The sequence below is a fragment of the Mycobacterium sp. IDUB_36 genome (genome assembly GCF_055419225.1).
On the sequence record NZ_JBVAXH010000001.1, the window covers coordinates 2,673,630 to 2,697,574 of the forward strand.

Sequence of the window (23,945 nt, forward strand, 5' to 3'; positions counted from 1 at the left end):
GGCTCGATCGCTCGGGACCTGCGGTGTGGGGTCGAAGGGATTCCGGTCATGGCGTTTGCCGTCGCATCGCAGGTCGATCCTGCGCGCCTGAAGGACGAGGAATTCGCCAGCGCCTCGGCGGCCGCCCAGTTCATCGCCGACGTCTGCTTGACGGACGGCCCGGTGGGCCGCGTCGGCTTGGAGATCGAGGCGCACTGTTATGACCCGGCCGACCCATATCGCCGGCCGAGCTGGGACGAGATCACCGGCGTCCTGGAGTCGCTGCCGGCCATGCCGGGCGAAAGCCTCGTCACGGTCGAACCCGGTGGCGCCGTCGAACTCTCCGGCCCGCCCGCACTGGGCGTGACGGCTGCGATCGAGGCGATCGCCGGCGACCAGGCCACGCTGGCCAAGGCGTTCGACGCCGCCGGCTTGGGTCTGGTGCCACTGGGAGCGGACCCGCTGCGGCCGGCCGGACGGGTGAATCCGGGCCCGCGTTATCGGGCGATGGAGGAGTTCTTCATCGCCAGCCACACCGGTGAGGCCGGCGCGGCGATGATGACCTCGACCGCATCCGTTCAGGTCAATCTGGACGCCGGTCCGCAGGCGGGTTGGGCGGACCGGGTCCGGCTGGCTCACGCGCTGGGCCCGGTGATGGTCGCGATATCGGCGAACTCGCCGCTGTTGAACGGGACGTTTTCCGGCTGGCGCTCGACCCGCCAGCGCGTGTGGAGTCAACTGGACTCGGCGCGGTGCGGGCCGGTCCTGACCGCGAGTGTCGACGACCCCGGCACCGACTGGGCGCGCTACGCGCTCAATGCGCCGGTGATGCTGGTGCACACCCCCGAGCCGACGCCGGTCACCCACTATCTGCCCTTCGCCGACTGGGCCGACGGTCGGGAGCTGCTCGGTGGTCGCCGGCCCACCCGTTACGACCTGGAATATCACCTGACCACGCTGTTTCCGCCGGTCCGGCCGCGTCAATGGCTGGAAATCCGCTACCTCGACAGCATGCCGGCCGCCGTCTGGCCCGCGGTGGTGTTCACCATCGTCACCCTGCTCGACGACCCGGTTGCCGCGGACCTGGCTGCCGAGGCGGTCGAACCGGTCGCCACGGCCTGGGATGCCGCCGCCCGGCTCGGCCTGGGCGATCAGCGGATTCAGGCCGCCGCCAACCGGTGCGTGGCCCTCGCCGCCGAACGTGCCCCCGCCGGTCTGGGCGACGGGATGCAGCGCCTGGCCGCCGCCGTGGAGCGGGGCCGCAGCCCGGCCGACGATTTCTCCGACCGGGTGATCGAGAGCGGGGTCGCGGCCGCCGTCACCGCCCTGGCGCTAGGGGAGCAGTGACGTCACGCGAAACGGTGGTCCGCGACTTGCAGCGGGCCCGGTCGAGAACCCTGCGGTTGGTGGATTTCGACGAGACCGAGCTGCGTCGCCAGTACGACCCGCTGATGAGCCCGCTGGTGTGGGACCTGGCGCACATCGGCCAGCAGGAAGAGCTGTGGTTGCTGCGCGGTGGCGACCCGGACCGGCCCGGAATCCTCTCCGGCGCGGTCGAAAGCCTTTACGACGCCTTCGTGCACTCCCGGGCCAGCCGGGTCGACCTGCCGCTGTTGTCTGCGGAACAGGCACGCAGCTACTGCCGCACCGTGCGGGCGGCCTCCCTCGATGCCCTCGACCGGCTGCCGGACGATCCGGACCACAACTTCGTCTACGGGCTGGTGGTCAGCCACGAGAACCAGCACGACGAAACCATGCTGCAGGCGTTGAACCTGCGGGTCGGCCCGGCGCTGCTGCACGATGCAGGTGTACTGCCGCCCGGTCGGGCCGGGCTCGCGGGTACGTCGGTGCTGGTGCCGGGCGGACCGTTCGCCCTCGGTGTCGACGCGGCCGACGAGCCGTTCTCGCTGGACAACGAGCGGCCCGCGCACGTCGTCGACGTGCCGACGTTCCGGATCGGCCGGGTTCCGGTGACCAACGGCGAATGGCGGCAGTTCATCGACGACGGCGGCTACCGGCAACCGCGGTGGTGGTCGGCGCGCGGCTGGGAGCATCGCGCCAGCGCCGGGCTGACCACGCCGCAATTCTGGGACGCCGACGGGCAGACCCGGACCCGGTTCGGGCACGTCGAGGAGATCCCCGCCGAAGAACCCGTCCAGCACGTCAGCTATTTCGAAGCGGAGGCCTACGCGGCGTGGGCCGGTGCGCGGCTGCCCTCCGAACGCGAGTGGGAGAAGGCGTGTGCCTGGGATCCGCAGCACGGAACGCGTCGGCGTTACCCCTGGGGGTCCGCGGAGCCGTCACCGGCACTGGCCAATCTCGGTGGCGATGCGCTGCGCCCGGCGCCGGTCGGCGCCTACCCGGGCGGCTCGTCGGCCTACGGAGTCGAGCAGCTGCTCGGCGACGTCTGGGAGTGGACCAGCTCGGCACTCGAACCGTGGCCCGGCTTCACACCGATGATCTACCAACGCTATTCAGAGCCTTTTTTCGGCGGCGACTACCGGGTGCTGCGCGGCGGATCGTGGGCGGTGGAGGCCAGCATCGTGCGACCCAGCTTCCGTAACTGGGATCACCCGTACCGCCGCCAGATCTTCTCCGGTGTCCGGCTGGCGTGGTCCGTCGACACCGACCCGGGGGGTCGCCCCTGATGTGCCGTCACCTCGGCTGGCTGGGACGCGAAACCTCCGTCTCGTCGCTGGTGCTCGACCCACCGCACGGTCTCCGGGTGCAGTCATATGCCCCGCGCCGGCAGAAGCACGGGTTGATGAACGCCGACGGCTGGGGCGTCGGCTTTTTCGACGGCACCACTCCGCGGCGCTGGCGTAGTGCCGCGCCGCTGTGGGGAGATGTTTCCCTCGTTTCCATCGCACCGGCGCTTCGCAGTCACTGCGTGGTCGCGGCGGTGCGGTCGGCTACCGTGGGTATGCCTATCGAACCCAGTGCGGCCGCCCCGTTCACCGATGGACGATGGCTGTTGTCGCACAACGGAGTCGTCGACCGTGACGTGCTGCCCGTCAGCGCTGCGGCCGAATCTACCTGCGACAGCGCCGTTCTGGCTGCCTTGATCTTCAGTCGCGGCCTCGGTTCATTAGGGCAGACCATCGCCGAAGTAGGTGCCGCCGACCCTGACGCGCGGTTGAACATCATGGCGGCTAACGGTTCTCGATTGCTGGCCACCACGTGGGGTGACACCCTGTCGATCCTGCGCCGCGATGACGGGGTGGTGCTGGCCAGTGAGCCCTATGACGACCAGCCCGGCTGGGAGGACGTTCCCGACCGCCATCTCGTCGAAGTCACCGCCGAACTGGTGACGATGACCGCGTTAAACCAAACGGAGGGATGAATATGACGCTCACCTTGTCCAACCACCTGGCCGCCGACTCGGCCTACGAGGCGCTGTGCCGTGACGTGCGGGCCGGGCTGCAGCGCACACCGAAGTCGTTGCCGCCCAAGTGGTTCTACGACGCGGTGGGTAGCGAACTCTTCGATCAGATCACCCGGCTACCGGAGTACTACCCCACCCGGGCCGAAGCGGAGATCCTCCGGACCCGCGCCTCGGAGATCGCGGCGGCCGCGGGCGCCGACACGCTCGTCGAATTGGGCAGCGGGACTTCGGAGAAGACCAGGGTGCTGCTGGATGCGCTGCGCGACACCGGCGCGCTGCGCCGGTTCGTCCCGTTCGACGTCGACGCGAGCATGTTGTCGATAGCGGCGAAGGCAATCCAGGACGAATATCCGGGTATCGAAATCGCGGCCGTGTGCGGCGATTTCGAAAAGCACCTGGCCAAAATCCCCGGCGGCGGCCGTCGACTGTTCGTGTTCCTCGGCTCGACGATCGGCAACCTGAAGCCCGGCGACCGGGCGGAATTCCTGGCCGGGTTGGCCGCGGCGTTGCAGCCGGGTGACAGCTTGCTGCTGGGCACCGACCTGGTCAAGGACACCCAGCGGCTGGTGGCGGCCTACGACGACGCGGCCGGGGTCACCGCCCAGTTCAACCGCAATGTCCTCGCGGTGGTCAACCGGGAACTCGACGCGGACTTCGACGTCGACGCGTTCCGTCACGTCGCCACCTGGAACGCGGCCGACGAGCGGATGGAGATGTGGCTGCGGTCCGAGCGGGCGCAACGGGTCCGCATCGCGGCACTGAACATGACCGTCGAATTCGATTCCGGCGAGCAGGTTCTCACCGAGGTGTCGTGCAAATTCCGGGCCGATTCGGTCGCCGCCGAGTTGGCGGAGGCGGGCCTGCGGCTGACCGAGTGGTGGACCGACGCCGCCGGCGATTTCGGATTGTCGCTGTCGGTCAAGTGAGCAACGGCCTGGCGCAGGCCTGGCGGTCCGCTCGACCACCGGTCGCCGGGCTACACCTGGACAGCGCGGCCTGTTCCCGGCAGAGCCTCGCCGTGCTGGACGCGGCGGCGCGGCACGCCCGACACGAAGCGGAGGTCGGTGGATACGTCGCCGCGGAGGCAGCCTCGCCGGTGCTTGACGCCGGGCGGGCTGCGGTCGCTGCGCTGACGGGAGCGCCGGACACGCAGGTCGTGTTCACCACCGGGGCGCAGCACGCACTGGACCTGTTGCTGGGCGGCTGGCCGGGTGGGCGGAGGCTGGCCTGCCTGCCCGGAGAATACGGACCGAACCTGGCCTTGATGGCCGCGCATGGCTTCGAGCGTCAGACGCTGCCGACGGACGCCGAGGGTCGGCTCGCGGTGCCGGAGTTGGCGGCCACCTTGGCCGCTGACCCACCTGACCTGGTGCATCTGACGTTGGTCGCCAGCCACCGCGGCGTGGTGCAGCCGCTGTCGGAATTGGCAACGCTGTGTGCGGAATTGGAGCTGCCGCTGATCGTCGACGCGGCTCAGGCGCTCGGACAGGTCGACTGCGCGGTGGGCGTCGACGCGATGTACGCGCCGTCGCGCAAGTGGTTGTCCGGACCGCGCGGGGTCGGCGTGCTGGCGGTGCGGCCTGCACTGATGCAGCGGCTGAAACCCCGTCTGCCGCCGAAGGACTGGATCGGATCGTTGACCAATGCCGACCGCCTCGAGCTGGGTGAGGCCAATATCGCGGCCCGAGTGGGCTTTTCGGTCGCGGTCGGTGAGCATGTAGCGGCCGGGCCGGCCGCCGTGCAGGGGCGGCTCGCTGAGGTTGGCCGGGTGAGCCGGACTGTCCTGGCCGACGTGCCGGGTTGGCGGGTGATCGAAGCGGTCGACGAACCGAGCGCCATCACCACGTTGGCCCCCACCGGCGGTGCGGATCCGGTGAAAATACGCGGATGGCTGATCGCTGAGCGCCAGATCGTGACGACCGCGGTGGCGGTCGAGCGTGCACCGATGGAGCTGGCCGCGCCGGTGCTGCGCATCTCGCCGCACGTCGACGCCGGCGTCGACGATCTCACGACCTTCGCGCACGCTCTCACCGAGGCCACGGCCGCGGTCTGACGCTCAGCGCTTGTGCGCGCTGAGCAGGTAGGCGGGCAGCTCCATCCGGCCCTTCTGGTCGCGGGGGTGCTCGATCATCGGCACGTCCGAATCCGCCGGAGCCGGCGGGATGTTCGCGTGGATCAAGGCCGGCCGGATAGCGTCGATCTGCCAGTGCTTTTCGACCGCGGCCCGTAGCTCGTCCTCGTCGACCTCGTTCGGCTTCTGCTCCCATTCGGCTGGGAATGCGCCCTTGGCGAATACCAGCACGAAGTACCCGGCGCCGTCGGCGGCCGCCCGGTACACCGCCGACAGGTAGTAATCGCGGCCCTCGACCGGCAGCGAGTGGAACAGCGTGCTGTCGACGACGGTGTTGAACCGGCCGTCGTGTCCGCTGAATGCCGTGATGTCGGCCTGCTCGAAGGTCGCGGTGCTCAGCCCGCGCTCCTGTGCGGCACGGGTGGCAGCGGCGACCGCGGTGGGAGTGAGATCGACACCGTGGACGGTGTAACCGTCGGCGGCCAGACTCAGCGACAACTCGGCGTACCCGCAACCGGCGTCGAGTACGTCGCTGCGGAACTCTCCGGCTGCGGCCAACGCGGCCAGCTCCGGCTGTGGCTCGCCGATGTTCCACGGCGGCGGTCCCTCGAAGCCCTCGTCTCGGTCCTGGCGGTATGCGCTGTCCCAGTCCATCACTTCATTTGCCATGTCCTCCAACGTACTCCGGGCCCTACCGCCTACAGATCGGCCCAGCCATGGACCGGCTCGTTGGTGTGCATGTTCCGGCAGTACAGCTTCAGCATTTCGGCCAGCGCCGCGGGTCGGTCGAGTCCGCGTTCCTCCAGTGCCCGGACAGCGGCCACCTGCCAGCTCGCGCCGTTGCGGCCGACGCGGGCGCGGCCCTCGATCACCCCGAGCAGCCGGTCCCGGATGTCGGGCGCGACACCCCAGCTGTCCAGCCCGTCGTAGGCCATCGGCAGCAGCTCGCTACGCACCAACTCCTCGATGCCGACCGTCTCCAATCCCGGCCAGTAGAGCTGGGCTCGCATTCCGTTTCGGGCGGCCTCGGTGAAATTGCGTTGCGCCGCAGCGAAATCCAGCCTGGTCCAGACCTGCCGATCCTCCTCCGACAGCGCCCGCAGCATGCCGTAGTAGAAGGCGGCGTTGGCCAGCATATCGATCACCGTCGGGCCGGCGGGCAGTACGCGGTTCTCCACCCGGAGGTGCGGACGGCCCTCGACCACGTCGTACACCGGCCGGTTCCATCGGTAGACGGTGCCGTTGTGCAGCCGCAACTCCGCCAGGTGCGGGGTGCGACCGGCCTCGAGTTCGGCCACCGGATCTTCGTCGGAGACCTCCGGCAGCAACGACGGAAAGTATCGGACGTTCTCTTCGAACAGATCGAAGATCGACGTTATCCAGCGCTCGCCGAACCACACTCGCGGCCGCACCCCTTGAGTTTTCAGCTCGTCGGGCCGGGTGTCGGTGGACTGCGCGAAAAGTTCGATGCGCGTCTCCGACCAGAGTTGGTGGCCGAAGAAATAGGGCGAATTGGCTCCCAGCGCCAACTGTGGGCCGGCCAGCACCTGCGCAGCGTTCCAATTCGCGGCGAAATCGTCGGGCGACACCTGCACGTGCAATTGCATGCTGGTGCAGGCAGATTCGGGTGCAATCGAGGCAGACTGAAGACTCAGTGGCTCCGGCCCGTCGATGTCGATCTCGAGGTCCTCACCGCGAGCGTTGAAGATCGAGTCGTTGAGTGCCTTGTAGCGCGACGATGCACTCATCCATCCGCTGGCGAGATGTTCCGGCATCAGGGTGGGCAGGATGCCGATCATCACGATGTGGGCGCCGCCGGCACTGGCCTGGTTTTCGGCGGCGTTCAGGCTGGCCCGGACTTCATCCTCGAGCTGGACAGCGGCGTGGCCGGCCAGCGGCCGGGGTGGAACGTTGAATTCGATGTTGTAGGCACCTAATTCGGTCTGGTAGGCGGGGTCGGCAATGGCCGCCAGCACCTCGGAGTTGCTCATCGCCGGCTGGTAGGCGTCGTCGACGAGGTTGCACTCGATCTCCATTCCGGTGAGCGGGTGGTCGACGTCGAAGCTGGACTGCGCGAGCATCCGCGCGAACACGTCGAGGCACTGTTGTACCTTGCGCCGGTACTCCTGCCGGTCGACGGGCGTAAAGGTAGTCCGCTTGACGTCTTCGCCCACGGTGCCGATGCAACCGCTTTACCTCGGGCCTCGCAACAGATCGGCCAAATGAACTGTTGTGACCGCCAATTGCCACGATGTGCCTTCCGCGTTAATTCACGTCGCACGCTATTGACGCTTACGTAGGACGCTTGCAACAATCTCAGCTCACGCTTACGTTATTCACAGGAATAGATCGGGGGGCGCCATGGCCCGCAGCTATCGCCGCATTGCCGCTGCTGCCGTGGGAACGTTGATCGCGTCGCCGGCACTCGCCATGCTGACCGGCACGGTCGCCCACGCCGACGATGTGGCGTCGATCGGACCCATCGACATCGGCGGGTATACCGAGACCCTTGCCTACAACACCGCCAGCGGAGGTTTCGACAACTATCTGGTCGGGTCCTACGACGGCTATCCGTACGACCTCGACGTCTACTTCGACCCCACCGGATCGGGCAACAGTGGCGTGCTGCTGACCATCCCCTTGCTGTTCCAGGGCGGTTTCACCGACGACGGCGGGACGATCACGCCGATTGCGTCGGTGCTCGACCCCGCCGACTTCCTCAGCCCCGACGCCGGCCTGATCGCCCTCGGCGGGACGCCCGACCCGGCCCTGGGGGTGATTTCGCTGGGGCCGTTCGATCTGGGCGGATTCGAAGACACGTTCAGCATCAATTCCGCCACCTATGCCATCGACAATTTTGTCACCGGATCGTTCAATGGACTGCCATTCGACCTCGACTTCGCCTCTGGCGCTCCGGGATCGGACTCCGCGGAGTTCTTACTGACGGTCCCGTTGCTCTTCCAGGCCGGCTTCGAAGACGTAGCTGGGGCGATCACGCCGATCTTCTCGATCGACTACACCGATTTCCTCGCCCCCGACGTCGGCCTGAGCTTCATCAGCGGCCTGTAGACCGACCGTGACGCGCGTAGTCCATGATGGACTGACGCGCGGGAGGAATGCAGTTGGCCGAGTTCGTCGCCTCGATCGACCAGGGCACCACCAGTACTCGATGCATCATCTTCGGTCACGATGGCGACGAGGTGGGCCGGCACCAACTCGAGCACGAGCAGGTCCTGCCGCGCGCGGGGTGGGTCGAGCACAACCCGATCGAGATCTGGGAGCGCACCTCGTCGGTGCTGATGTCGGCGCTCAACGCGACCAACTTGTCGGCTAAAGACCTTGTTGCGCTTGGTATCACAAATCAGCGCGAGACCACTCTGGTGTGGAACCGCCGGACCGGCCGGCCGTACCACAACGCGATCGTCTGGCAGGACACCCGCACCGACCGCATCGCGTCGGCGCTGGACCGCGACGGCCGCGGTGACATCATCCGGCACAAGGCGGGTCTGCCGCCGGCCACCTATTTCTCCGGTGGCAAGTTGCAGTGGATCCTGGACAACGTCGACGGCGTTCGCGCGGCGGCCGACGCCGGCGACGCGATCTTCGGAACCACCGACACCTGGTTGCTGTGGAACCTCACCGGCGGATCGCGGGGCGGCGTGCACGTCACCGACGTCACCAACGCCAGCCGGACCATGTTGATGAACCTCGAGACGTTGGACTGGGATGACGAACTGCTCTCGTTCTTCGACATTCCGCGCTCGATGCTTCCGCGGATCGCGGCGTCCTCACCGCTCGAGCCCTACGGCGTCACATCCGACAACGGCCCGCTGGGCGGCGAGGTGCCGATCGCCGGAATCCTCGGAGACCAGCACGCCGCCATGGTCGGGCAGGTCTGCCTGGAACCCGGGGATGCCAAAAACACCTATGGCACCGGCAATTTCCTGTTGCAGAACACCGGCGAGAAAATCGTCCGGTCGGCCAACGGCCTGGTGACCACGGTGTGCTACCAGTTCGGTGACGCCAAACCTGTTTACGCTCTTGAAGGTTCGATCGCGGTCACCGGATCGGCTGTGCAATGGCTGCGAGATCAGCTCGGCATCATCAGCGGGGCGTCGCAGAGCGAGTCGCTGGCCCGACAAGTCGACGACAACGGCGGAATGTATTTCGTGCCGGCCTTTTCGGGTTTGTTCGCACCCTATTGGCGCTCCGATGCCCGCGGCGCAATCGTGGGGTTGTCGCGCTTCAACACCAACGCGCACCTGGCCCGCGCGACCCTGGAGTCGATCTGCTACCAGAGCCGCGACGTGGTCGACGCGATGCAAGCCGATTCCGGTGTGCGCCTGGGTGTTCTGAAGGTCGACGGCGGGATCACCGCCAACGACCTGTGCATGCAGATTCAGGCCGACGTGCTCGGCGTCGAAGTGGTTCGCCCGGCGATGACCGAGACGACGGCATTGGGCGCCGCCTACGCGGCCGGCTTGGCGGTCGGTTTCTGGTCGGGCCCGGATGACCTTCGGGCCAACTGGCGCGAAGGTAAGCGGTGGGCGCCGGTGTGGAGCGAGCGGGAGCGCACCGCGGGTTACGCCGGCTGGCGAAAAGCCGTGCAGCGCACTCTGGATTGGGTCGAAGTCACCTGACGCGAAGGTGGGGACCGGCGACGCCGGCCCCCACCACTCACTCAGTTGGTCAGTCGTCTTCGCCGAGAATCGTGTAGATCTCGCGACGAGCGTTGTTCACGATGTCGAGAATTCGCTGCTGCTGCTCTTCGTTGGCGGCGTGCGCGGATTGCGCCACGGCGCCGAACAGCTGGCCGACTGCGGACCGCAGGTTGAGGTGGGCCGGGTCGACGCCGTCGGCGATCTCCTCCCACGGTGGCGTGGCGACCTTCTCGGCGGCCTCGCGGCCGGCGTCGGTCAATTCGAAGAGCTTCTTGCTGCCTTCGGATTCCCTGCTGACGATCAGGCCTTCGTCGACCAGCAGTTGCAGGGTCGGGTACACCGAGCCGGGGCTGGGCTTCCACAGATCCTGGCTGCGCTCGGCAACCTCTTGGATGATCTCGTAGCCGTGCATCGACCGCTCGGCGAGCAGTACCAGGATGGCGGCTCGCACGTCACCGCGCCGACCGCGCCGATTGTGACCGCCGCGGCGCCCGCCACGCGGGCCGGGGCCGAAGCCGGGCCCGAAGCCGAAGCCGGGACCGAATCCGCCCGGGCCGAATCCGCGCCCGAAGCCCCGGCCGAAACCCGGCCCGAACGGGCCGTCGTGGCCGGCGTCGTGGCCCCGTACCAAGTCGCGGAATTCGCGGCGGGCCTGCCTGCGCTGCAGATGAACCGCACGGCGGTCCTGCGGTGCGAAGCCGAAGCCGTGCGGTCCACCAGCGAAGGGTCCGCCCAGTTGAGGGTCGTCTGTATCGAAAAATGGGTTGTTCATTGAGTGATCTCGTTTCTGGAAAGGTCGCGCCCGAATGCGCAACCGATACAGTGACGATATATCGGGAAATATCGTTACGCAACATCTTGTTTCTGGCGGCTCGTTTGCCGGAGGGGTCGTCGGGGTAGCACCCAACACATGAGCAAGGACGTTGACGTACAAGATCACCCGGGCGTTGACCCCGAGGCGCGGGCGACCGGCCCCGACCGCGGTAGCCGTCGGCGGCTGTGGCTGAACTGGGCGCTTGCGCTGCTCACCGCCCTCGCGGCGGGCGTCACCATGGCGGTTGCCCTGGGTGCGGTGATGAGTACCGCCGCCTGCAGCGACAAGTCCTGCCCGAATCTCGGTCCCCGCGGGATCAGCTTCGACGTGCTGTACTACGGCGCGCCCGCGGTAGCGGTGGTGACGATCCTGCTCTCGATCTTCACCGCTCGGCGCCGCTGGGGCTTCGTGATCCCGGTAACCGCGCTGGCGTTGCTGATCGCCGACATGGCGATTCTGGCCATCACCGTCGCGCAGTAACCGCGTCAGAACCGCGGGGCGTACCCGGGCTGGAACGACGGCGGCCCCGGGTGCGGCCGTAGACGCCCCAGTTCACGGCGATGGCGCTCGGCGAGCACCGCGGCCAGCGCCAATTGCGGCGGCGTCCCCGGCGGCGGCGGGGGAGCGACCCGGCTGAATACGTCGCCCGCGATCTGGTACGCCATCTGATCGCGTAGCTGCGGATCGAGTTGCATTGCCCGCGAGAGGAATTGGCGCGCCACGTCGGCCTGTTCGGCCCGCAGGCCCGACAGCTGCAACGACGCGGCCCACCACGCCAGCTGCGGCGGCATGACGGGTGGGGGTCCCAGCTTCGGGCCGCGCTCGCTGATCACGATCGTGCCGGCGAAGACGTCACCGATTCGCTTCGCTGTGGGCGAGAGCATGCTGCAGATGACCGCCGGGCTGCCTAACAGCATCCAGATCTCGATGATCGACGCCAACGCGCGAAACAACGCTTGGCGAAAACGCTCGGGGCCACCGTCGTCGGAAACCACCCGCAGACCCATCACCATCTTGCCGAGGGTTCGGCCGCGGGTCGCGGTCTCCAGAACCAGCGGATAGCCGACGAACACCAGCACGGTGAAGATGATGATGATCGCCCCGACCACCGCATCGTCGAAACGGCCGAGGGTGCCTGCCCACAGCAGCAGCGATATCAGGTAGCCGATGACGACCACGGTGATGTCGATCAGGGCGCTGACAGCGCGTACCGGCAACTGAGCGACCCGCACGTCGAGCACCACGGCGTCCCCGGTCACCACCTCCGACATACTGCGCACCTTACCCGGCCACTACCCTCGGTCGAGTGGACGTCGACGCGTTCGTGATCGCGCATCGCGACAGCTGGGACCGCCTCGAGCGGTTGGTCCGCGGCCGCAACCGACTCAGCGGGGCGGAGATCGACGAACTCGTCGAGCTGTATCAACGGGTGTCGACGCACTTGTCCATGCTGCGTTCCGGTTCGTCGGATTCCGCGCTCGTCGGCAGGTTATCGAGCCTGGTCGCTCGGGCCCGGGCCGCGGTCACCGGCGCGCACGCTCCGCTGTCCAGCGAATTCGCCCGGTTCTGGACGGTGTCGTTCCCCGTGGTGGCCTACCGGGCGTGGCGGTGGTGGCTGGGGTCGGCCGTGGTGTTCTTCGCGGTGTCGGCCGTGATCGCGCTGTGGGTGATCGGAAGCCCGGAGGTGCAGTCGACGATCGGAACACCAAGCGAGATCGACGAATTGGTCAATCACGACTTCGCCTCGTACTACAGCGAGCACGCGGCGGCCGCATTCGGGCTGCACGTCTGGGTGAACAACTCCTGGGTGGCGGCCAAGTGCGTCGCGTTCTCCGTTCTGCTCGGTGTTCCGATCCCGTTCGTGCTCTTCGCCAACGCCGCCAATCTCGGTGTGGTGGCGGGGCTGATGCTGCAGGCCGGCAAGGCCGATGTGCTGTTCGGCTTGCTGCTGCCGCACAGCCTGCTGGAGCTGACCGCCGTGTTCCTGGCCGGTGCCGCAGGTATGCGGCTGGGTTGGTCGGTGATCTCACCCGGTGATCGTCCGCGTGGGCAGGTGCTGGCCGAGCAGGGCCGGGCAGTGATCTCGGTGGCCGTGGGATTGGTTGTGGTGCTGTTGGTTTCAGGCGTGATCGAGGCGTTCGTCACGCCGTCGTCGCTGCCGACCTTCGTGCGCATCGGGATCGGGGTACTCGCCGAGGCGGGCTTTCTGGCATACGTGGGGTATTTCGGCCGGCGCGCGGTGCGGGTGGGCGACGCCGGCGACATCGCCAACGCGCCGGACATCGTGCCGACCCGCTAGACCGGCTCGCTACAGCCGACCGGCGGCTTTCATCGCCAGGTAGCGGTCGGCCAGTGCGGGCGCCAGGTCGGTCGGCGCCGCGTCCACGACCTCCACTCCGCTCTGACGCAACCGCGACGCGATCGCGGACCGCTCGCCGCGTGAGCGTTCCGCGGACGCAGCGTCGTAGACCGCGGCCGGATCGGACCTGCCGGCGGCCAACTGGTTGACCCGCGGGTCGGCCACCGCCGCCACGATCACTTGGTGCTTGCTCGACAGCAGGGGCAGCACCGGCAGCAACCCCTCGTCGAGGGCGCTCGCGTTCAGGTCGGTCATCAGCACCACCAGCGCACGGCGCCGGGTACGTCGGATGATCGCGGAAACCATTGCTGTGGCGTCGGATTCGATCAGTGCCGGGGCGATCGGCGCCATCGCCTCGACCACGCGGCCCAGCAGTTCGGTTCGCGAGGCGCCGAAGACGGCCGCCCGGGTGACCCGGTCGTGCGCCAGGAAGTCGACGGTGTCGCCGGCCCGCGAGGCCAGCGCCGCCAGCAGCAGCGCGGCGTCCATCGACCAGTCCAGGCGCGGCCACCCGCTCGGGTCGCCCGCCGTCGGGTCGACACCGACGCGTCCGGCGGCAGTGCGTCCGGTGTCCAGCACGATGACGACGCGCCGGTCGCGCTCCGGCCGCCAGGTGCGGACCACCACGTCAGCCCGGCGGGCCGTCGCCCGCCAGTCGATGGAGCGGACGTCGTCACCGACCACATACTCACGCAGCGAATCGAATTCGGTGCCCTGGCCGCGGGTCAACGTCGGCAACAGCCCGTCCAGCTCGCGTAACCTGGCCAGCCGCGACGGCAGATGCTTGCGAGACAGGAACGGCGGCAGCACCCGAACCTCGCCGGGCACCGGGCGTGACCGCTGCCGGCCGGCGAGCCCGAGTGGGCCGATCGACCGCGCCGTGACCGCGGCCGATTGCTGATCGCCGCGACGGATCGGCCGGAGGCAGGTGTCCAACCGCAGCAGCTGTCCGGCCTCGACGTCGACGGCATGGCTGACCGGCTCGGCCTGGGTGCTGGGCGGCCAGGCGTCGCGGAGTCGACCACGAAACCGCTTGCGGCCGGCGTTGTGGACCAGCAGACCGAGGGTGACCAGCTCGCCGAGCCGGACCGAGCCGTTGGGCAGCCGGGTGTACTGCAGCTGAAGTGGGCTGGCCGCCAGGCCCGCGTCGATGATCACCGCGACCGCGAGCACGCCCAGCAGCACGCTGAATGTTGCTGCTGGCCAGGGGGATACGACGATCGGCAGCACGAACAGCAGGGCGACCAGCCCGGTCCGTCCGGTCAGCACCACTAGCGTGGCACCGGAACCGACGCCAGGATGCCGTCCAGCACACCGTCGGTGCTGGCGCCCTCCAGTTCTGCTTCAGGTCGAAGCATCACCCGGTGCCGCAGCGTCGGCCGGGCCATCGCCTTCACGTCGTCCGGGGTGACGTAGTTGCGCCCGGACAGCCACGCCCAGGACCGCGCCGTGGCCAGCAAGGCCGTGGCACCGCGCGGAGAGACCCCGAGCTGCAGAGCGGGTGAATGCCTTGTGGCGCCGACGATGTCGACGATGTAGCCGAGCACCTCATCGGCGACCAGGACCCGTCGCACCGCATCGCGTCCGGCGGCCAGCTCCGCCGGGCCGGCGACCGGTCGGATCGCCGACAGGTCGCGCGGATCGAAGCCGTGTGCGTGCCGGCCGAGGATGGCGATCTCGGCGTCGCGCGGCGGGAGCGGCACCTCCAGCTTCAGCAAAAACCGGTCGAGCTGCGCCTCCGGCAACTGGTAGGTGCCCTCGTACTCGATCGGGTTCTGCGTCGCCGCAACGATGAACGGGTCGGGCAGTGCCCGGGCCTCACCGTCCACACTGACCTGACGTTCCTCCATGGCCTCCAGCAGGGCGGCCTGCGTCTTGGGCGGGGTCCGGTTGATCTCGTCGGCCAGTAGCAGGTTGGTGAACACCGGGCCGTTGCGGAATGCGAACTCGGCGGTGCGGTTGTCGTAGACCAGCGAACCGGTGATGTCACCCGGCATCAGGTCCGGGGTGAATTGGACCCGCTTGAAATCCAACCGGAGTGCAGCGGCCAGCGATCGCACCAACAGCGTCTTCGCCACGCCCGGAACACCTTCGAGCAGGACGTGCCCCCGGCACAACAGCGCGATCACCAATCCGGTGATCACCGCGTCCTGGCCCACGACGGCCTTGCCGATTTCGCCGCGCAACGCCAGCAGTGCGTGGCGGGCCGACTGGCCTTCCGGTTGAGTCATGAATCTGCGACCTGCCTTTCGATGTCGTCGAGAGCCTCGGTGAGCTGTGTCAAGTCCGCGTCGGTGGTGGGTGGCGGCCCGAACAGGATGTGCCACAGCATCTCCGGGTCGGATCTGGCACGCGAGGCGATCGTGGCCACCACGGCCGGCGGTGGAGCGTCGACGCCGAGCCCGAGGCGCGGCAGCAGGCGCTGCAGTGTCGCGGTGCGCAGCGCCTGCGCGGCCCGGTCGCGGGCCCGCCGCGACCGATACAGCCGGCCACGACCTTCGACCGTCTCCGACGCGCGGACCACGACCGGCAGGTCCTCGGCCACCAACGGCCCGAGTCGCCGACCCTTCCACAGCGCGACGAGCCCCACGGTCAGCCACAGCTGCACGACCATCCACGTCACGGATTCCGGGATCAGGTCGAAGATCTTGCCCTTGGCCGCCGATCCGCCCTCGATGTGTTGCGGGGCGAACCAGACCAGGCGGGACTTCGCTCCGGCCAGGTTCATCGCCAGCGCGGCGTTGCCGGCGCGCAACAGCCCGCGATTGGTGAGGAACTCGCTGCTGCCGACCACCGTCACCGTCCGATCGCCGTCCAGGTAGCGCACCAGTGCGCCGCCGTAGCAACTCGTCACGGTGGTGTGGCCGTCGGCCTGGAAGGTGTTGGACGGGCCGAAGTCGACGGTCCCGGCCTGATTCGCCTCTCGCAGAGCGCAATTCGGCTCACTGTCGGCCGTCGCGGCGCTGGCGTTGCGGATACCGGGCGACACAGCGGCGCGGGTGCGTGAGGTGGGCTCGACCAGAAGTAGGTCCGCTTGGGTGTTGGCGAGCCGCTCGAGCAGCGGCTCGGCGCTGACGCGTTGGGTCTCGCCGAAGAGCAGCAGCGACCCCGGTCGTGCCGCGCGTGCGGCCTCGTCGACCGAGTTGGCGACGACGACCGTGACGCCGTGATCGCGGAGCAGGGCGACCAGCGCATGCGCTCCGTCGCGTTCGGTCGATGCCGGGTCCAGCTGCCCGCCCGGTCGCGGTGCGGTCAGGTAGGTGCTGATCGCGGCCACGGCGGAGACCGCGACCAGGGCGGCCAGTATCCATCCCCACGGTCGTCGGCGTACTGCCTGCGATGCCGGCGCGTTGTTCATCGAACCGGCGTCCACGACTCGGGGATCCGATGTTCTGAACGGTCGAATCGCCCACTGGGGGAACGGAACCGGAGGTGGTCGTCGAGGTCGACGATGAGCTGGTAGCCGGCCTGGGTGCCGGGCCGTTCACCGTAGGTGACGTCGTTGAACGCGGTCGCCGATCGGGACAGTTCGGCGGCCAGTGCTGGTAGTCGATCGGCGGCGTCGACGGCCAGTTCGCTGGCGGTACGCCCCGGTGCGGGATCCAGCGTCCCGTTCTCCTCCAGGCCCCGTGCCACCGCCCGCAGTCGATGGCGAATCGCTGACGTCCAATCCCCTTCGGCTGCAGAGTGTTCCGCAATAGCCCGGTGCTGGGCGGCGCTGAGCTGGCCGGCGTCGAACAGCTGGTAGTCGCCGCCGGCCCGGGTGCGGATGGTTCGGCGTGCGATGCGCACTGCCAGCACGATCAACGCGATCAGGACGGTGAGCAGCACGACGATGGTGAGCCAACCGCCGGGCAGCGACGAGCCTTTCTCGACGATGCGGTATAGCAGCTCGTGGATCCATTCGTCGATGCGCTGCGACACCGATCCTTTGGGATAGATCGGTTTGTCGAGTTCACGCTGGGCCGCCTCATGCGCGGTATCGCGGTCGATCTCGATGGCGGGCATCTGGGGGCGCTGTCCTATACCGGCCGGGTCAGCCAGAGGGCGTCGGTCGAAGCGGTCGCGGCAGGTCCGCGAGCAGCGCCGGTCTGCAGCACGAGATCGAATGCTTCGCCGCGGATCCGGCGATCGGTGTAGAGCAGCACGACGACGCCGGCGCCGAAGGGGGCGGTGATGATCTGGCCGATCGCCGCCCCGATGGCACCCACTGTCGCGGCGGCCAGCACAGAACCGCCGCCCAGCAGGTGGCCGATGAAGGTGAACGGGGCGCCAACGGCGCCGGCGACCAGGCTCACCACCAACCAGGTCAGCAACCGGATCCCGAGAATGCGCCAGAAGCTGTTGCGCACCAAGGCAAAAGAGCGTGTGATCGCGTCGAACACCGGCAGCCGTTCCAACACGATCAGCACCGGCGCGAAGGACAGCGCCACGTAGAGATACAGCACTGCGCCCACCGCCAGCAGGCTCAGGGGAAAGCCGAGCAGCACCGCCGCCGCCATGTTGCCCGCGGCGGCCGTGGCTCCGATGATCACGCCGACACCGCCGGCAAGCAGGATCATTCCGGCCGCCTCGAGGCCGACCAGACCGAGCAGCGCGGGCAACCGCCCGCGAATCCGGGCCCACGCTTCACCGGCACCGATCTGGCCGCCGAACACGGCGCGCCCCACCACGACCGTCAGCATGCCGGTCAGCAGGATGCCGCCCAGCCAGCCGACCAGCGCGCTGAGCCCGGTCGATGCCGACCAGGCTCCGACGTCACCCGCGGTGAGCTGGTCGGCGGGCGCCGTGCTGAGCCGGCTCGCCGCGGCCAGCGGTCCGGCGAATGCCGCCAGCGAGATGAGCTGCGAAATCACCACGACGACGGCGGTCACGCCCAGGGTGGCTCGCGGGTTGGCGCGGATGTACAGGGCGGCGCCGTTGAAGATGTCGCTGAGGCTCAGCGGCCGGAGCGGAATGATGCCCGGTGTCCAGAGTCCGCTCGCCGGCGGCGGTGGCCCTCCGTAGCCGGGCTGCGGCGGGTAGCCGGGCGGCGGGAAGTAACCGGGCTGTGCGGGGTAGCTGGGCTGCCAGCCCTGGACGGGCGGCGGGTAGCCCGGCGCGGTGTAACCGGGCGGCGGCTGACTCGTCGGCGGCCAGGCCATCGGGGGGTAACTCGCGCCGTAGTCGGGCGGCGGATAGGCCGGCGGTGGATACCCAGGTGGCGGATAGGCCGGTGGCTGCTGATAGGCGGGAGGTCCGTAGCCGGCCTGCGGGTATCCGCCGTAGGGGTAGACCGGGTAATCGGGTGGCGGCGCGCTCACCAGGTGCAGCCACCGTCGTGGTCGGCGGTTGAGCGCCGCTCCTCAGCATCGCTGCGCTCAGCATCGTCGTCGGCCTGCCTCACGAGCGCCACTCCTGAGCATCGCTGCGCTCTGCATCGTCGTCGGCGTGCATCACTGGCGCCACTCCTCAGCATCGCTGCGCTCTGCATCGTTGTTGGCCTGCCTCACGAGCGCCACTCCTCAGCATCGCTGCGCTCTGCATCGCTGCGCTCTGCATCGTCGTCGGCGCGCATGGCTCCATACTGTCGAGCACCCGGCCATTTCTCAACGTGCCGCTCCCCGGCGCGTAGCGTCTGCGGCATGGCCGAACTCAAGTCTCGACTGCGGGCGGACCTGACCGACGCGATGAAGGCGAAGGACAAACTGCGCACCGCGACACTCCGGATGCTGTTAGCCGCGATCCAGACCGAGGAGGTGTCCGGTAAGGAAGCCCGCGAGCTGTCCGACGACGAGGTGCTCAAGGTCCTGGCGAAAGAGTCCCGCAAGCGCGGCGAGGCCGCCGAGATCTACACCCAGAACGGCCGCGGCGAACTCGCGGCCAACGAGCACGCCGAAGCTCGGGTGATCGACGAGTATCTGCCGACCCCGCTGACCGATGCGGAGGTGGCCGACGTCGCCGACACCGCGATCGCGCAGTTGGCCGAGGAGTTGGGTGAACGGCCGGGCATGAAGCAGATGGGCCAGGTGATGAAGGCCGCCACCGCGCTGGCCGCGGGCAAGGCGGACGGGGCGCGGTTGTCCAAAGCGGTGAAAGACCGCCTCTGACGCGGTTCGCGCTGCCGAAATCGTTTGCGCTGACCGGTCTCGGGTACCCGAGCCCATATGACACGGTTCGGCTACACCCTCATGACAGAACAGAACGGCCCCAAAGATCTTGTCCAAAACGCGATTTCGGCCGAACACCGGGGATTTGACTTCGAGGTCGCCAGCGACCACTTCTCGCCGTGGCTGACGTCGCAGGGTCACGCCCCCAATGCGTGGGCGGTGCTGGGCGCGGTTGCCCAGATGACCGAGCGCGTCGACCTCTATACCTACGTGACCTGTCCGACCATGCGGTACCACCCGACGGTGGTCGCGCAGCAGGCGGCGACGGTGCAGATTCTGGCCGACGGTCGGTTCACGCTGGGTTTGGGTAGTGGGGAGAACCTCAACGAGCACGTGGTCGGACGTGGCTGGCCTGGCGTAACGCAGCGCCAGGACATGCTGTGCGAGGCCATCGAGATCATCCGCCGCCTGTTCAGCGGCGACCTGATCGATTGGCGCGGCGACTACTACCAGGTCGACTCCGCGCGGCTGTGGGATCTGCCGGACGTGCCCGTCGGCATCGGTGTGGCCGTAGGCGGCAAAAAGGGGATCGAGAAGTTCGGTCTGCTGGCCGAGCACCTCATCGCGGTGGAACCCGACGGTGAGCTCGTCGGCGAGTGGCACGCCGCCCGGCAGGCCAAGGACGTCGCGGACGGCGGACGCGTTGTCGGGCAGATCCCGATCTGCTGGGACCCCGACCGGGATGCGGCGATCGCGCGGGCACACGACCAGTTCCGTTGGTTCGGTGGTGGCTGGACGGTGAACGCCGACCTGCCCACCCCCGCCGGCTTCGCGGGCGCGACGCAGTTCGTCCGTCCCGAAGATGTCGCCGAGAGTATTCCGTGCGGACCCGACCTGGACGCGATCGTCGAGGCCGTCCGTCCTTACTGGGAGGCGGGTTTCACCGACATCGCCCTGCTCCAGGTCGGTGGCGACACCCAGCAGCAGTTCCTCAAGGAGGCCGCCGAGCCGCTGCTGGCCGCCCTGCGGTCCGCGGTATAGGAGTTAACAATGTCAAAACCGTTGCAAGGCCGAAAGATTGCGATTCTGGCCGCTGACGGCGTGGAAAAAGTCGAATTCGAAACGCCTCGTGCGCAACTCGTCGAGAAGGGCGCGGAGGTGGTGTTGCTCTCGCTCAAAGACGGTGACATTCAGGCGCGCAACCACGATCTCGAGCCGGCTGGGACGATCCGTGTCGACCGGCTGGTCTCCGAGGCCTCGGTCGACGAGTACGACGCGCTGGTATTACCCGGGGGCACAGTCAATCCGGACAAGCTGCGGATCGACAATTCGGCTGTCGCGTTCGTGCGCGACTTCGTCAACTCCGGCAAACCCGTCGCGGCCATCTGCCACGGGCCCTGGACCCTGGTCGAAGCGGGTGTCGTCGCGAACCGCACCCTGACCTCGTATCCCAGCATCCGGACCGATTTGCGGAACGCCGGTGCCACGGTGGTCGACGAAGAAGTGGTCGAGGACGGCAATCTGGTGACCAGTCGCTCGCCCGACGACCTGCCCGCATTCTGCGCGCGTCTCATCGGCCAACTCGAGCGAGCTGCGGCGCGCAACTGAGCACGTCGACCGTTCCATGCGGTTTCGGGATTGTTAATTGTGGGCATCAGACACGTCTAGCCGTAAGCAGCACGGCAATCAGCATTCGAAAGGCCGACGTGACTACTGCTTACTTCGCAAAGCCCAGTTCGTTTGACATCGATGGCGTGTATCCGCCACAGCAGGACTCTCAGCTGCTGATTCGCAGCATCGACCATTCTGGTCTGGCGCGGGGCCGCAATGTGCTCGATCTGTGCACCGGCAGCGGTGTCGTGGCGATTGCGGCGGCCGAACTCGGCGCCCGCAGCGTGACCGCGTTCGACATCTGCCCGCGGGCGGTCAGTTGCTCGCAGGGTAATGCGCTGTACGCCGGAGTCGAGATCAATGTGTGCGAAGGATCCTGGTCCGGCGCATTGGATTACGCGCCGTTCGATCTGATTGTCTCCAACCCCCCGTATGTTCCCACCCCACCGGCGGGTGACACCGACGTCATCCCGATCACCGCCGGGCCGGCCCGCGCCTGGGATGCCGGCGTCGACGGCCGGATGGTGCTCGACCCGCTGTGTGAATCAGCGGCCGGCATGCTGGACGCGGGTGGCTCGCTGCTGATGGTGCATTCGGCCCTGGCCGGCGTCGACAAGTCGCTGGACTCGCTGCGGTCGACCGGACTGAGTGCTGAAGTTGTTGCGTCGCAGCACATCCCATTCGGTCCCGTGTTGACAGCACGCGCCGGATGGTTGGAAGTCACCGGTCAGATCACCCGCGGATGCCGGACCGAAGAACTGGTCGTGATCCGCGCGGACAAGCCGTGACCGAGCCGGTTCGGGTGCAGGTGGTGCCTAACGGCCCGGTGCTGATACCCGGGCCGGTGCAGATCGAGATGCCGAGCGGAGAGGTGGTCGAATCCGACCGCTTCATGGTGGCGATCTGCACGTGCCGACGCAGCAAGATGTATCCGATGTGCGACACGAGTCACCGGCGATGTCGGCCGGCTCGTGCCCGCATCACCACCGATGTTGCGGCACAAAAAGATTCAGTCGAGCGGTCGTCGTAGCGAGCTTTCGCCGGCTGTCCACGACGCCATGATCACGTCGGCCAGTCGGTCTTCGACGGCGGCGTGAGCCCGGATGCCGAATACCACATCGCGGTCCAGGGCGGGCTCGTGCTCGACCAACGACCCCACTACGTCGCGGCGTACCACCTGCTCGTGCACCGCGTCTGCCTCGACGTGTTCGCTGTAGAACCCGACGCACTCCGACGGCGCGCCCATCCGCTGCAGCGCATCGACCAGGCGACGTGACCCCGGCGACGAGGTGATCTCCGTCGACGCGAAATGACCGACCGCGGCGCCGCGGAACTCTCGGTGTAAACCGAACAGCGACATCAGATTTACCGCGGCGAGCGCCTCGGCGGGAACATCGTCGAGATAGGCCAGGTAGGTCGCGTCGAGTCCAGCGGCGACCATCAAGTCGGCGAACAATTGTTGGTGTAGCTTCGCGCCCTTCCCACCGCCGAATTCGTCGAATTCGATTGCTACGAACGACGCCTTGGCCTGTCCGCTGAGGCGGGGAATAGCGAACGCGTGTGGATCCCCTTCTTTGAGGTGATACAGCGACCGGTGAACGAAGTACTCACGCATCTGCTGCCAAGATCCGTTGTCGCGCAACCAATATGAGGGGCCTGATCCGTCCGAGGACTCGATCGACAGATCCTCCATCTCGGCCTCGGCGGTGCGATCCGGCTCGATGGCGCCGACGTCGCGTCGCACCTCGGCCAGAAACGCCTGCTCCAGCTGTGAACGCAAGTGCAGCAGACCGGGATCCCACTCCCAGGACGGGTCGACGCCGGCAAAACCGCGATAATGCAGCTCGTAGCACATGTAGAGCGCCAGTTGCAGATCCAGACCGTACGGATCGGAATCGCGGAGCGACGCGTCGATACGGGTCAGCTGGTTGCGCGGGGCGGGCTCGGTGAGGCTGCGCCGGACTGCCATGGACACCGGTCCATGCGCGGCCGGCAGCCTGGGTTCGACAATGGTGGACAACACGGGGGTGTTTACCCGTGCATCGGCCCACCTCAAACGGGCCAGTCGCAGCCGGTCATCTCGACCGACACCTCCCAGAGCCGACGAGCCGTCGCGGAGTCGCGGGCCTTCTCCCGTGGCTTGGTCACCTTGGGCTTCCCCCATTGGCCGAAGCGCGGCGCCAAGTAGGTACCGCTGGGCAGATCGGTGGTGACGGCCTGAAGGGTCGACCGCGCTCCGACCTGGGCACTGTGCGCGGGGAACCCGCGGAAGGTGTGGTCCCGGATCCACGGCACGATGCCGCTGGCGTCCCGCGTGATGTCGGTGTTCGTCGCACCCGGGTCGGTCAGGTAGGTCCGCACGCCGCGCCGGGCCAGCTCGTGGCCGAACAGCATGACCGCCAATTTGGACTCGCCGTAGGCCGACCAGGTGGAGTATTTCCGAGCGTCCCAGTGAAGATCGTCGAGCCGGAGGCGGCTCAAGGCGTAGGACGAGCTCACCACGCAGATGACCCGGTCCTCGATCCGGTCGCCGAGCAGACAGGTCAACGCGAAATGGCCGAGGTGGTTGGTGCCCATGTGGGCTTCGAATCCGTCGGCGGTCCGGGTCAGTGGCAGGCCCAGCACTCCAGCGTTGTTGATCAGCACGTCGACCCCGTCCACCGAATCGGCGAACTTTCGGACGCTGGCCAGATCGGCCAGGTCCAGCTGAGCGACCGTCACATCGCCACTCATCGCGGCGGCGACTCGCTCGGCTTTCGGGATCGTTCGGCAGGCGATGACGACGCGGTGCCCGTCGGCCGCGAGCCGGGACGCGGTGGCGGCGCCGACGCCGCTGTTGCCGCCGGTGATGATGACTCTCACCCGGTGATCATCCCAATCTTTCCCGCGGCGGTGCGGCGGTTTCGAGGCAGTTCCGCCTGCGACCACCCGGCGATAGACTCTGCGGGGCTCGTTGACATCCGAAAGGTGGCGGTC

General features: G+C 67.9%; 25 protein-coding genes and 1 pseudogene. 14 read left to right on the plus strand and 12 right to left on the minus strand.

Going from position 1 to position 23,945, the window contains the following annotated elements; genetic code table 11:
• The first annotated feature begins 48 nt into the window (after positions 1–48).
• From egtA to egtE, 5 genes are read left to right on the plus strand one after another with little or no spacing between them, the layout of a single operon-like run.
• Positions 49–1,326, plus strand: a complete 1,278-nt coding sequence (gene egtA / locus ACZYW1_RS13170; RefSeq protein ID WP_463786375.1) for an ergothioneine biosynthesis glutamate--cysteine ligase EgtA — start codon at positions 49–51, stop codon at positions 1,324–1,326.
• Positions 1,323–2,627: an ergothioneine biosynthesis protein EgtB gene (gene egtB / locus ACZYW1_RS13175; RefSeq protein WP_463786377.1), complete on the plus strand. Its 1,305-nt coding sequence runs from the start codon at positions 1,323–1,325 to the stop codon at positions 2,625–2,627. Before egtA ends, egtB begins: the two co-directional genes overlap by 4 nt.
• On the plus strand, positions 2,627–3,322 hold the full coding sequence (gene egtC, locus ACZYW1_RS13180) for an ergothioneine biosynthesis protein EgtC (protein ID WP_463786378.1): 696 nt from the start codon (positions 2,627–2,629) through the stop codon (positions 3,320–3,322). Before egtB ends, egtC begins: the two co-directional genes overlap by 1 nt.
• Positions 3,323–3,324: 2 nt before the next feature.
• The gene (egtD, locus tag ACZYW1_RS13185; protein ID WP_463786380.1) at positions 3,325–4,290 is read left to right on the plus strand and encodes an L-histidine N(alpha)-methyltransferase; all 966 of its coding nucleotides are present in this window, start codon (positions 3,325–3,327) and stop codon (positions 4,288–4,290) included.
• Entirely contained in the window at positions 4,242–5,417 is a 1,176-nt protein-coding gene (gene egtE, locus ACZYW1_RS13190) for an ergothioneine biosynthesis PLP-dependent enzyme EgtE (protein WP_463786382.1), read from the plus strand. Before egtD ends, egtE begins: the two co-directional genes overlap by 49 nt.
• 3 nt (positions 5,418–5,420) lie before the next feature.
• On the opposite strand, the gene ACZYW1_RS13195 is transcribed toward egtE, so the two are convergent.
• Together ACZYW1_RS13195 and ACZYW1_RS13200 are read right to left on the minus strand one after the other, a co-directional pair.
• Positions 5,421–6,104 (minus strand): class I SAM-dependent methyltransferase, encoded by a 684-nt coding sequence (locus ACZYW1_RS13195; protein WP_463786384.1) that lies wholly within the window; start codon positions 6,102–6,104, stop codon positions 5,421–5,423.
• 29 nt (positions 6,105–6,133) lie between these two features.
• On the minus strand, positions 6,134–7,609 hold the full coding sequence (locus tag ACZYW1_RS13200; RefSeq protein ID WP_463786386.1) for a glutamate-cysteine ligase family protein: 1,476 nt from the start codon (positions 7,607–7,609) through the stop codon (positions 6,134–6,136).
• 187 nt (positions 7,610–7,796) lie between these two features.
• On the opposite strand from ACZYW1_RS13200, the gene ACZYW1_RS13205 reads away from it, so the two are divergent.
• Positions 7,797–8,504, plus strand: a complete 708-nt coding sequence (locus tag ACZYW1_RS13205) for a hypothetical protein (RefSeq protein WP_463786388.1) — start codon at positions 7,797–7,799, stop codon at positions 8,502–8,504.
• Positions 8,505–8,551: 47 nt separating this feature from the next.
• Positions 8,552–10,075, plus strand: coding sequence for a glycerol kinase GlpK (gene glpK, locus ACZYW1_RS13210; RefSeq protein WP_463786390.1), 1,524 nt, complete (start codon positions 8,552–8,554; stop codon positions 10,073–10,075).
• Positions 10,076–10,124: 49 nt separating this feature from the next.
• Here glpK and ACZYW1_RS13215 read toward each other — a convergent pair whose 3' ends face one another.
• The gene (locus tag ACZYW1_RS13215) at positions 10,125–10,868 is read right to left on the minus strand and encodes a PadR family transcriptional regulator (protein WP_463786392.1); all 744 of its coding nucleotides are present in this window, start codon (positions 10,866–10,868) and stop codon (positions 10,125–10,127) included.
• 138 nt (positions 10,869–11,006) lie between these two features.
• On the opposite strand from ACZYW1_RS13215, the gene ACZYW1_RS13220 reads away from it, so the two are divergent.
• Complete coding sequence (locus ACZYW1_RS13220) at positions 11,007–11,390, plus strand: hypothetical protein (RefSeq protein WP_463786395.1); 384 nt, start codon at positions 11,007–11,009, stop codon at positions 11,388–11,390.
• 5 nt (positions 11,391–11,395) lie between these two features.
• Here the strand turns inward: ACZYW1_RS13220 and ACZYW1_RS13225 are convergent, their stop codons facing one another.
• The gene (locus tag ACZYW1_RS13225) at positions 11,396–12,181 is read right to left on the minus strand and encodes an RDD family protein (protein ID WP_463786397.1); all 786 of its coding nucleotides are present in this window, start codon (positions 12,179–12,181) and stop codon (positions 11,396–11,398) included.
• Positions 12,182–12,216: 35 nt separating this feature from the next.
• Here ACZYW1_RS13225 and ACZYW1_RS13230 point away from each other — a divergent pair, with 35 nt between their 5' ends.
• Positions 12,217–13,209: a stage II sporulation protein M gene (locus ACZYW1_RS13230; RefSeq protein ID WP_463786399.1), complete on the plus strand. Its 993-nt coding sequence runs from the start codon at positions 12,217–12,219 to the stop codon at positions 13,207–13,209.
• Positions 13,210–13,218: 9 nt separating this feature from the next.
• Here ACZYW1_RS13230 and ACZYW1_RS13235 read toward each other — a convergent pair whose 3' ends face one another.
• The 6 genes and pseudogenes from ACZYW1_RS13235 to ACZYW1_RS13260 all read right to left on the minus strand — a co-directional run.
• Entirely contained in the window at positions 13,219–14,541 is a 1,323-nt protein-coding gene (locus ACZYW1_RS13235) for a DUF58 domain-containing protein (RefSeq protein ID WP_463786401.1), read from the minus strand.
• On the minus strand, positions 14,541–15,500 hold the full coding sequence (locus tag ACZYW1_RS13240) for an AAA family ATPase (RefSeq protein ID WP_463786402.1): 960 nt from the start codon (positions 15,498–15,500) through the stop codon (positions 14,541–14,543). The genes ACZYW1_RS13235 and ACZYW1_RS13240 overlap by 1 nt, the downstream gene beginning before the upstream one ends.
• The gene (locus ACZYW1_RS13245; protein WP_463787820.1) at positions 15,497–16,627 is read right to left on the minus strand and encodes a DUF4350 domain-containing protein; all 1,131 of its coding nucleotides are present in this window, start codon (positions 16,625–16,627) and stop codon (positions 15,497–15,499) included. Before ACZYW1_RS13245 ends, ACZYW1_RS13240 begins: the two co-directional genes overlap by 4 nt.
• Positions 16,624–17,277: a DUF4129 domain-containing protein gene (locus ACZYW1_RS13250; protein ID WP_463786406.1), complete on the minus strand. Its 654-nt coding sequence runs from the start codon at positions 17,275–17,277 to the stop codon at positions 16,624–16,626. The genes ACZYW1_RS13245 and ACZYW1_RS13250 overlap by 4 nt, the downstream gene beginning before the upstream one ends.
• A 14-nt stretch (positions 17,278–17,291) precedes the next feature.
• Positions 17,292–18,572 carry a hypothetical protein gene (locus ACZYW1_RS13255; RefSeq protein ID WP_463786408.1) on the minus strand — a complete coding sequence of 427 codons (1,281 nt, stop codon included), beginning with the start codon at positions 18,570–18,572 and terminating at the stop codon, positions 17,292–17,294.
• Between the two features lie 99 nt (positions 18,573–18,671).
• Positions 18,672–18,742 (minus strand): annotated as a pseudogene (locus ACZYW1_RS13260) (hypothetical protein); the annotation flags it as partial.
• A 151-nt stretch (positions 18,743–18,893) separates the two neighbouring features.
• On the opposite strand from ACZYW1_RS13260, the gene ACZYW1_RS13265 reads away from it, so the two are divergent.
• From ACZYW1_RS13265 to ACZYW1_RS13285, 5 genes are all read left to right on the plus strand, one after another.
• On the plus strand, positions 18,894–19,358 hold the full coding sequence (locus ACZYW1_RS13265) for a GatB/YqeY domain-containing protein (protein WP_463786410.1): 465 nt from the start codon (positions 18,894–18,896) through the stop codon (positions 19,356–19,358).
• Positions 19,359–19,415: 57 nt separating this feature from the next.
• Positions 19,416–20,399, plus strand: a complete 984-nt coding sequence (locus ACZYW1_RS13270; protein WP_463786411.1) for an LLM class F420-dependent oxidoreductase — start codon at positions 19,416–19,418, stop codon at positions 20,397–20,399.
• 9 nt (positions 20,400–20,408) lie between these two features.
• Positions 20,409–20,966 (plus strand): type 1 glutamine amidotransferase domain-containing protein, encoded by a 558-nt coding sequence (locus tag ACZYW1_RS13275; RefSeq protein ID WP_463786412.1) that lies wholly within the window; start codon positions 20,409–20,411, stop codon positions 20,964–20,966.
• Positions 20,967–21,064: 98 nt separating this feature from the next.
• Entirely contained in the window at positions 21,065–21,757 is a 693-nt protein-coding gene (locus ACZYW1_RS13280; RefSeq protein WP_463786414.1) for a HemK2/MTQ2 family protein methyltransferase, read from the plus strand.
• The gene (locus ACZYW1_RS13285) at positions 21,712–21,999 is read left to right on the plus strand and encodes a CDGSH iron-sulfur domain-containing protein (RefSeq protein ID WP_463786415.1); all 288 of its coding nucleotides are present in this window, start codon (positions 21,712–21,714) and stop codon (positions 21,997–21,999) included. The genes ACZYW1_RS13280 and ACZYW1_RS13285 overlap by 46 nt, the downstream gene beginning before the upstream one ends.
• Here ACZYW1_RS13285 and ACZYW1_RS13290 read toward each other — a convergent pair.
• On the minus strand, positions 21,979–22,938 hold the full coding sequence (locus ACZYW1_RS13290; protein ID WP_463786417.1) for an iron-containing redox enzyme family protein: 960 nt from the start codon (positions 22,936–22,938) through the stop codon (positions 21,979–21,981). The genes ACZYW1_RS13285 and ACZYW1_RS13290 overlap by 21 nt on opposite strands.
• A gap of 83 nt (positions 22,939–23,021) precedes the next feature.
• The gene (locus ACZYW1_RS13295; protein ID WP_463786419.1) at positions 23,022–23,831 is read right to left on the minus strand and encodes an SDR family NAD(P)-dependent oxidoreductase; all 810 of its coding nucleotides are present in this window, start codon (positions 23,829–23,831) and stop codon (positions 23,022–23,024) included.
• Positions 23,832–23,945 lie beyond the last annotated feature (114 nt).

Coding starts and splice junctions, on each gene's coding strand:
- ACZYW1_RS13240 (WP_463786402.1), bottom strand. CDS start 15,500: ATGACTCAACCGGAAGGCCAGTCGGCCCGCCACGCACTGCTGGCGTTG.
- ACZYW1_RS13250 (WP_463786406.1), bottom strand. CDS start 17,277: ATGCCCGCCATCGAGATCGACCGCGATACCGCGCATGAGGCGGCCCAG.
- ACZYW1_RS13195 (WP_463786384.1), bottom strand. CDS start 6,104: ATGGCAAATGAAGTGATGGACTGGGACAGCGCATACCGCCAGGACCGA.
- ACZYW1_RS13265 (WP_463786410.1), top strand. CDS start 18,894: ATGGCCGAACTCAAGTCTCGACTGCGGGCGGACCTGACCGACGCGATG.
- ACZYW1_RS13215 (WP_463786392.1), bottom strand. CDS start 10,868: ATGAACAACCCATTTTTCGATACAGACGACCCTCAACTGGGCGGACCC.
- egtC (WP_463786378.1), top strand. CDS start 2,627: ATGTGCCGTCACCTCGGCTGGCTGGGACGCGAAACCTCCGTCTCGTCG.
- ACZYW1_RS13225 (WP_463786397.1), bottom strand. CDS start 12,181: ATGTCGGAGGTGGTGACCGGGGACGCCGTGGTGCTCGACGTGCGGGTC.
- ACZYW1_RS13270 (WP_463786411.1), top strand. CDS start 19,416: ATGACACGGTTCGGCTACACCCTCATGACAGAACAGAACGGCCCCAAA.
- ACZYW1_RS13275 (WP_463786412.1), top strand. CDS start 20,409: ATGTCAAAACCGTTGCAAGGCCGAAAGATTGCGATTCTGGCCGCTGAC.
- ACZYW1_RS13285 (WP_463786415.1), top strand. CDS start 21,712: ATGCCGGACCGAAGAACTGGTCGTGATCCGCGCGGACAAGCCGTGACC.
- ACZYW1_RS13205 (WP_463786388.1), top strand. CDS start 7,797: ATGGCCCGCAGCTATCGCCGCATTGCCGCTGCTGCCGTGGGAACGTTG.
- ACZYW1_RS13290 (WP_463786417.1), bottom strand. CDS start 22,938: ATGGCAGTCCGGCGCAGCCTCACCGAGCCCGCCCCGCGCAACCAGCTG.
- ACZYW1_RS13245 (WP_463787820.1), bottom strand. CDS start 16,627: ATGAACAACGCGCCGGCATCGCAGGCAGTACGCCGACGACCGTGGGGA.
- ACZYW1_RS13220 (WP_463786395.1), top strand. CDS start 11,007: ATGAGCAAGGACGTTGACGTACAAGATCACCCGGGCGTTGACCCCGAG.
- egtA (WP_463786375.1), top strand. CDS start 49: ATGGCGTTTGCCGTCGCATCGCAGGTCGATCCTGCGCGCCTGAAGGAC.
- glpK (WP_463786390.1), top strand. CDS start 8,552: ATGCAGTTGGCCGAGTTCGTCGCCTCGATCGACCAGGGCACCACCAGT.
- egtD (WP_463786380.1), top strand. CDS start 3,325: ATGACGCTCACCTTGTCCAACCACCTGGCCGCCGACTCGGCCTACGAG.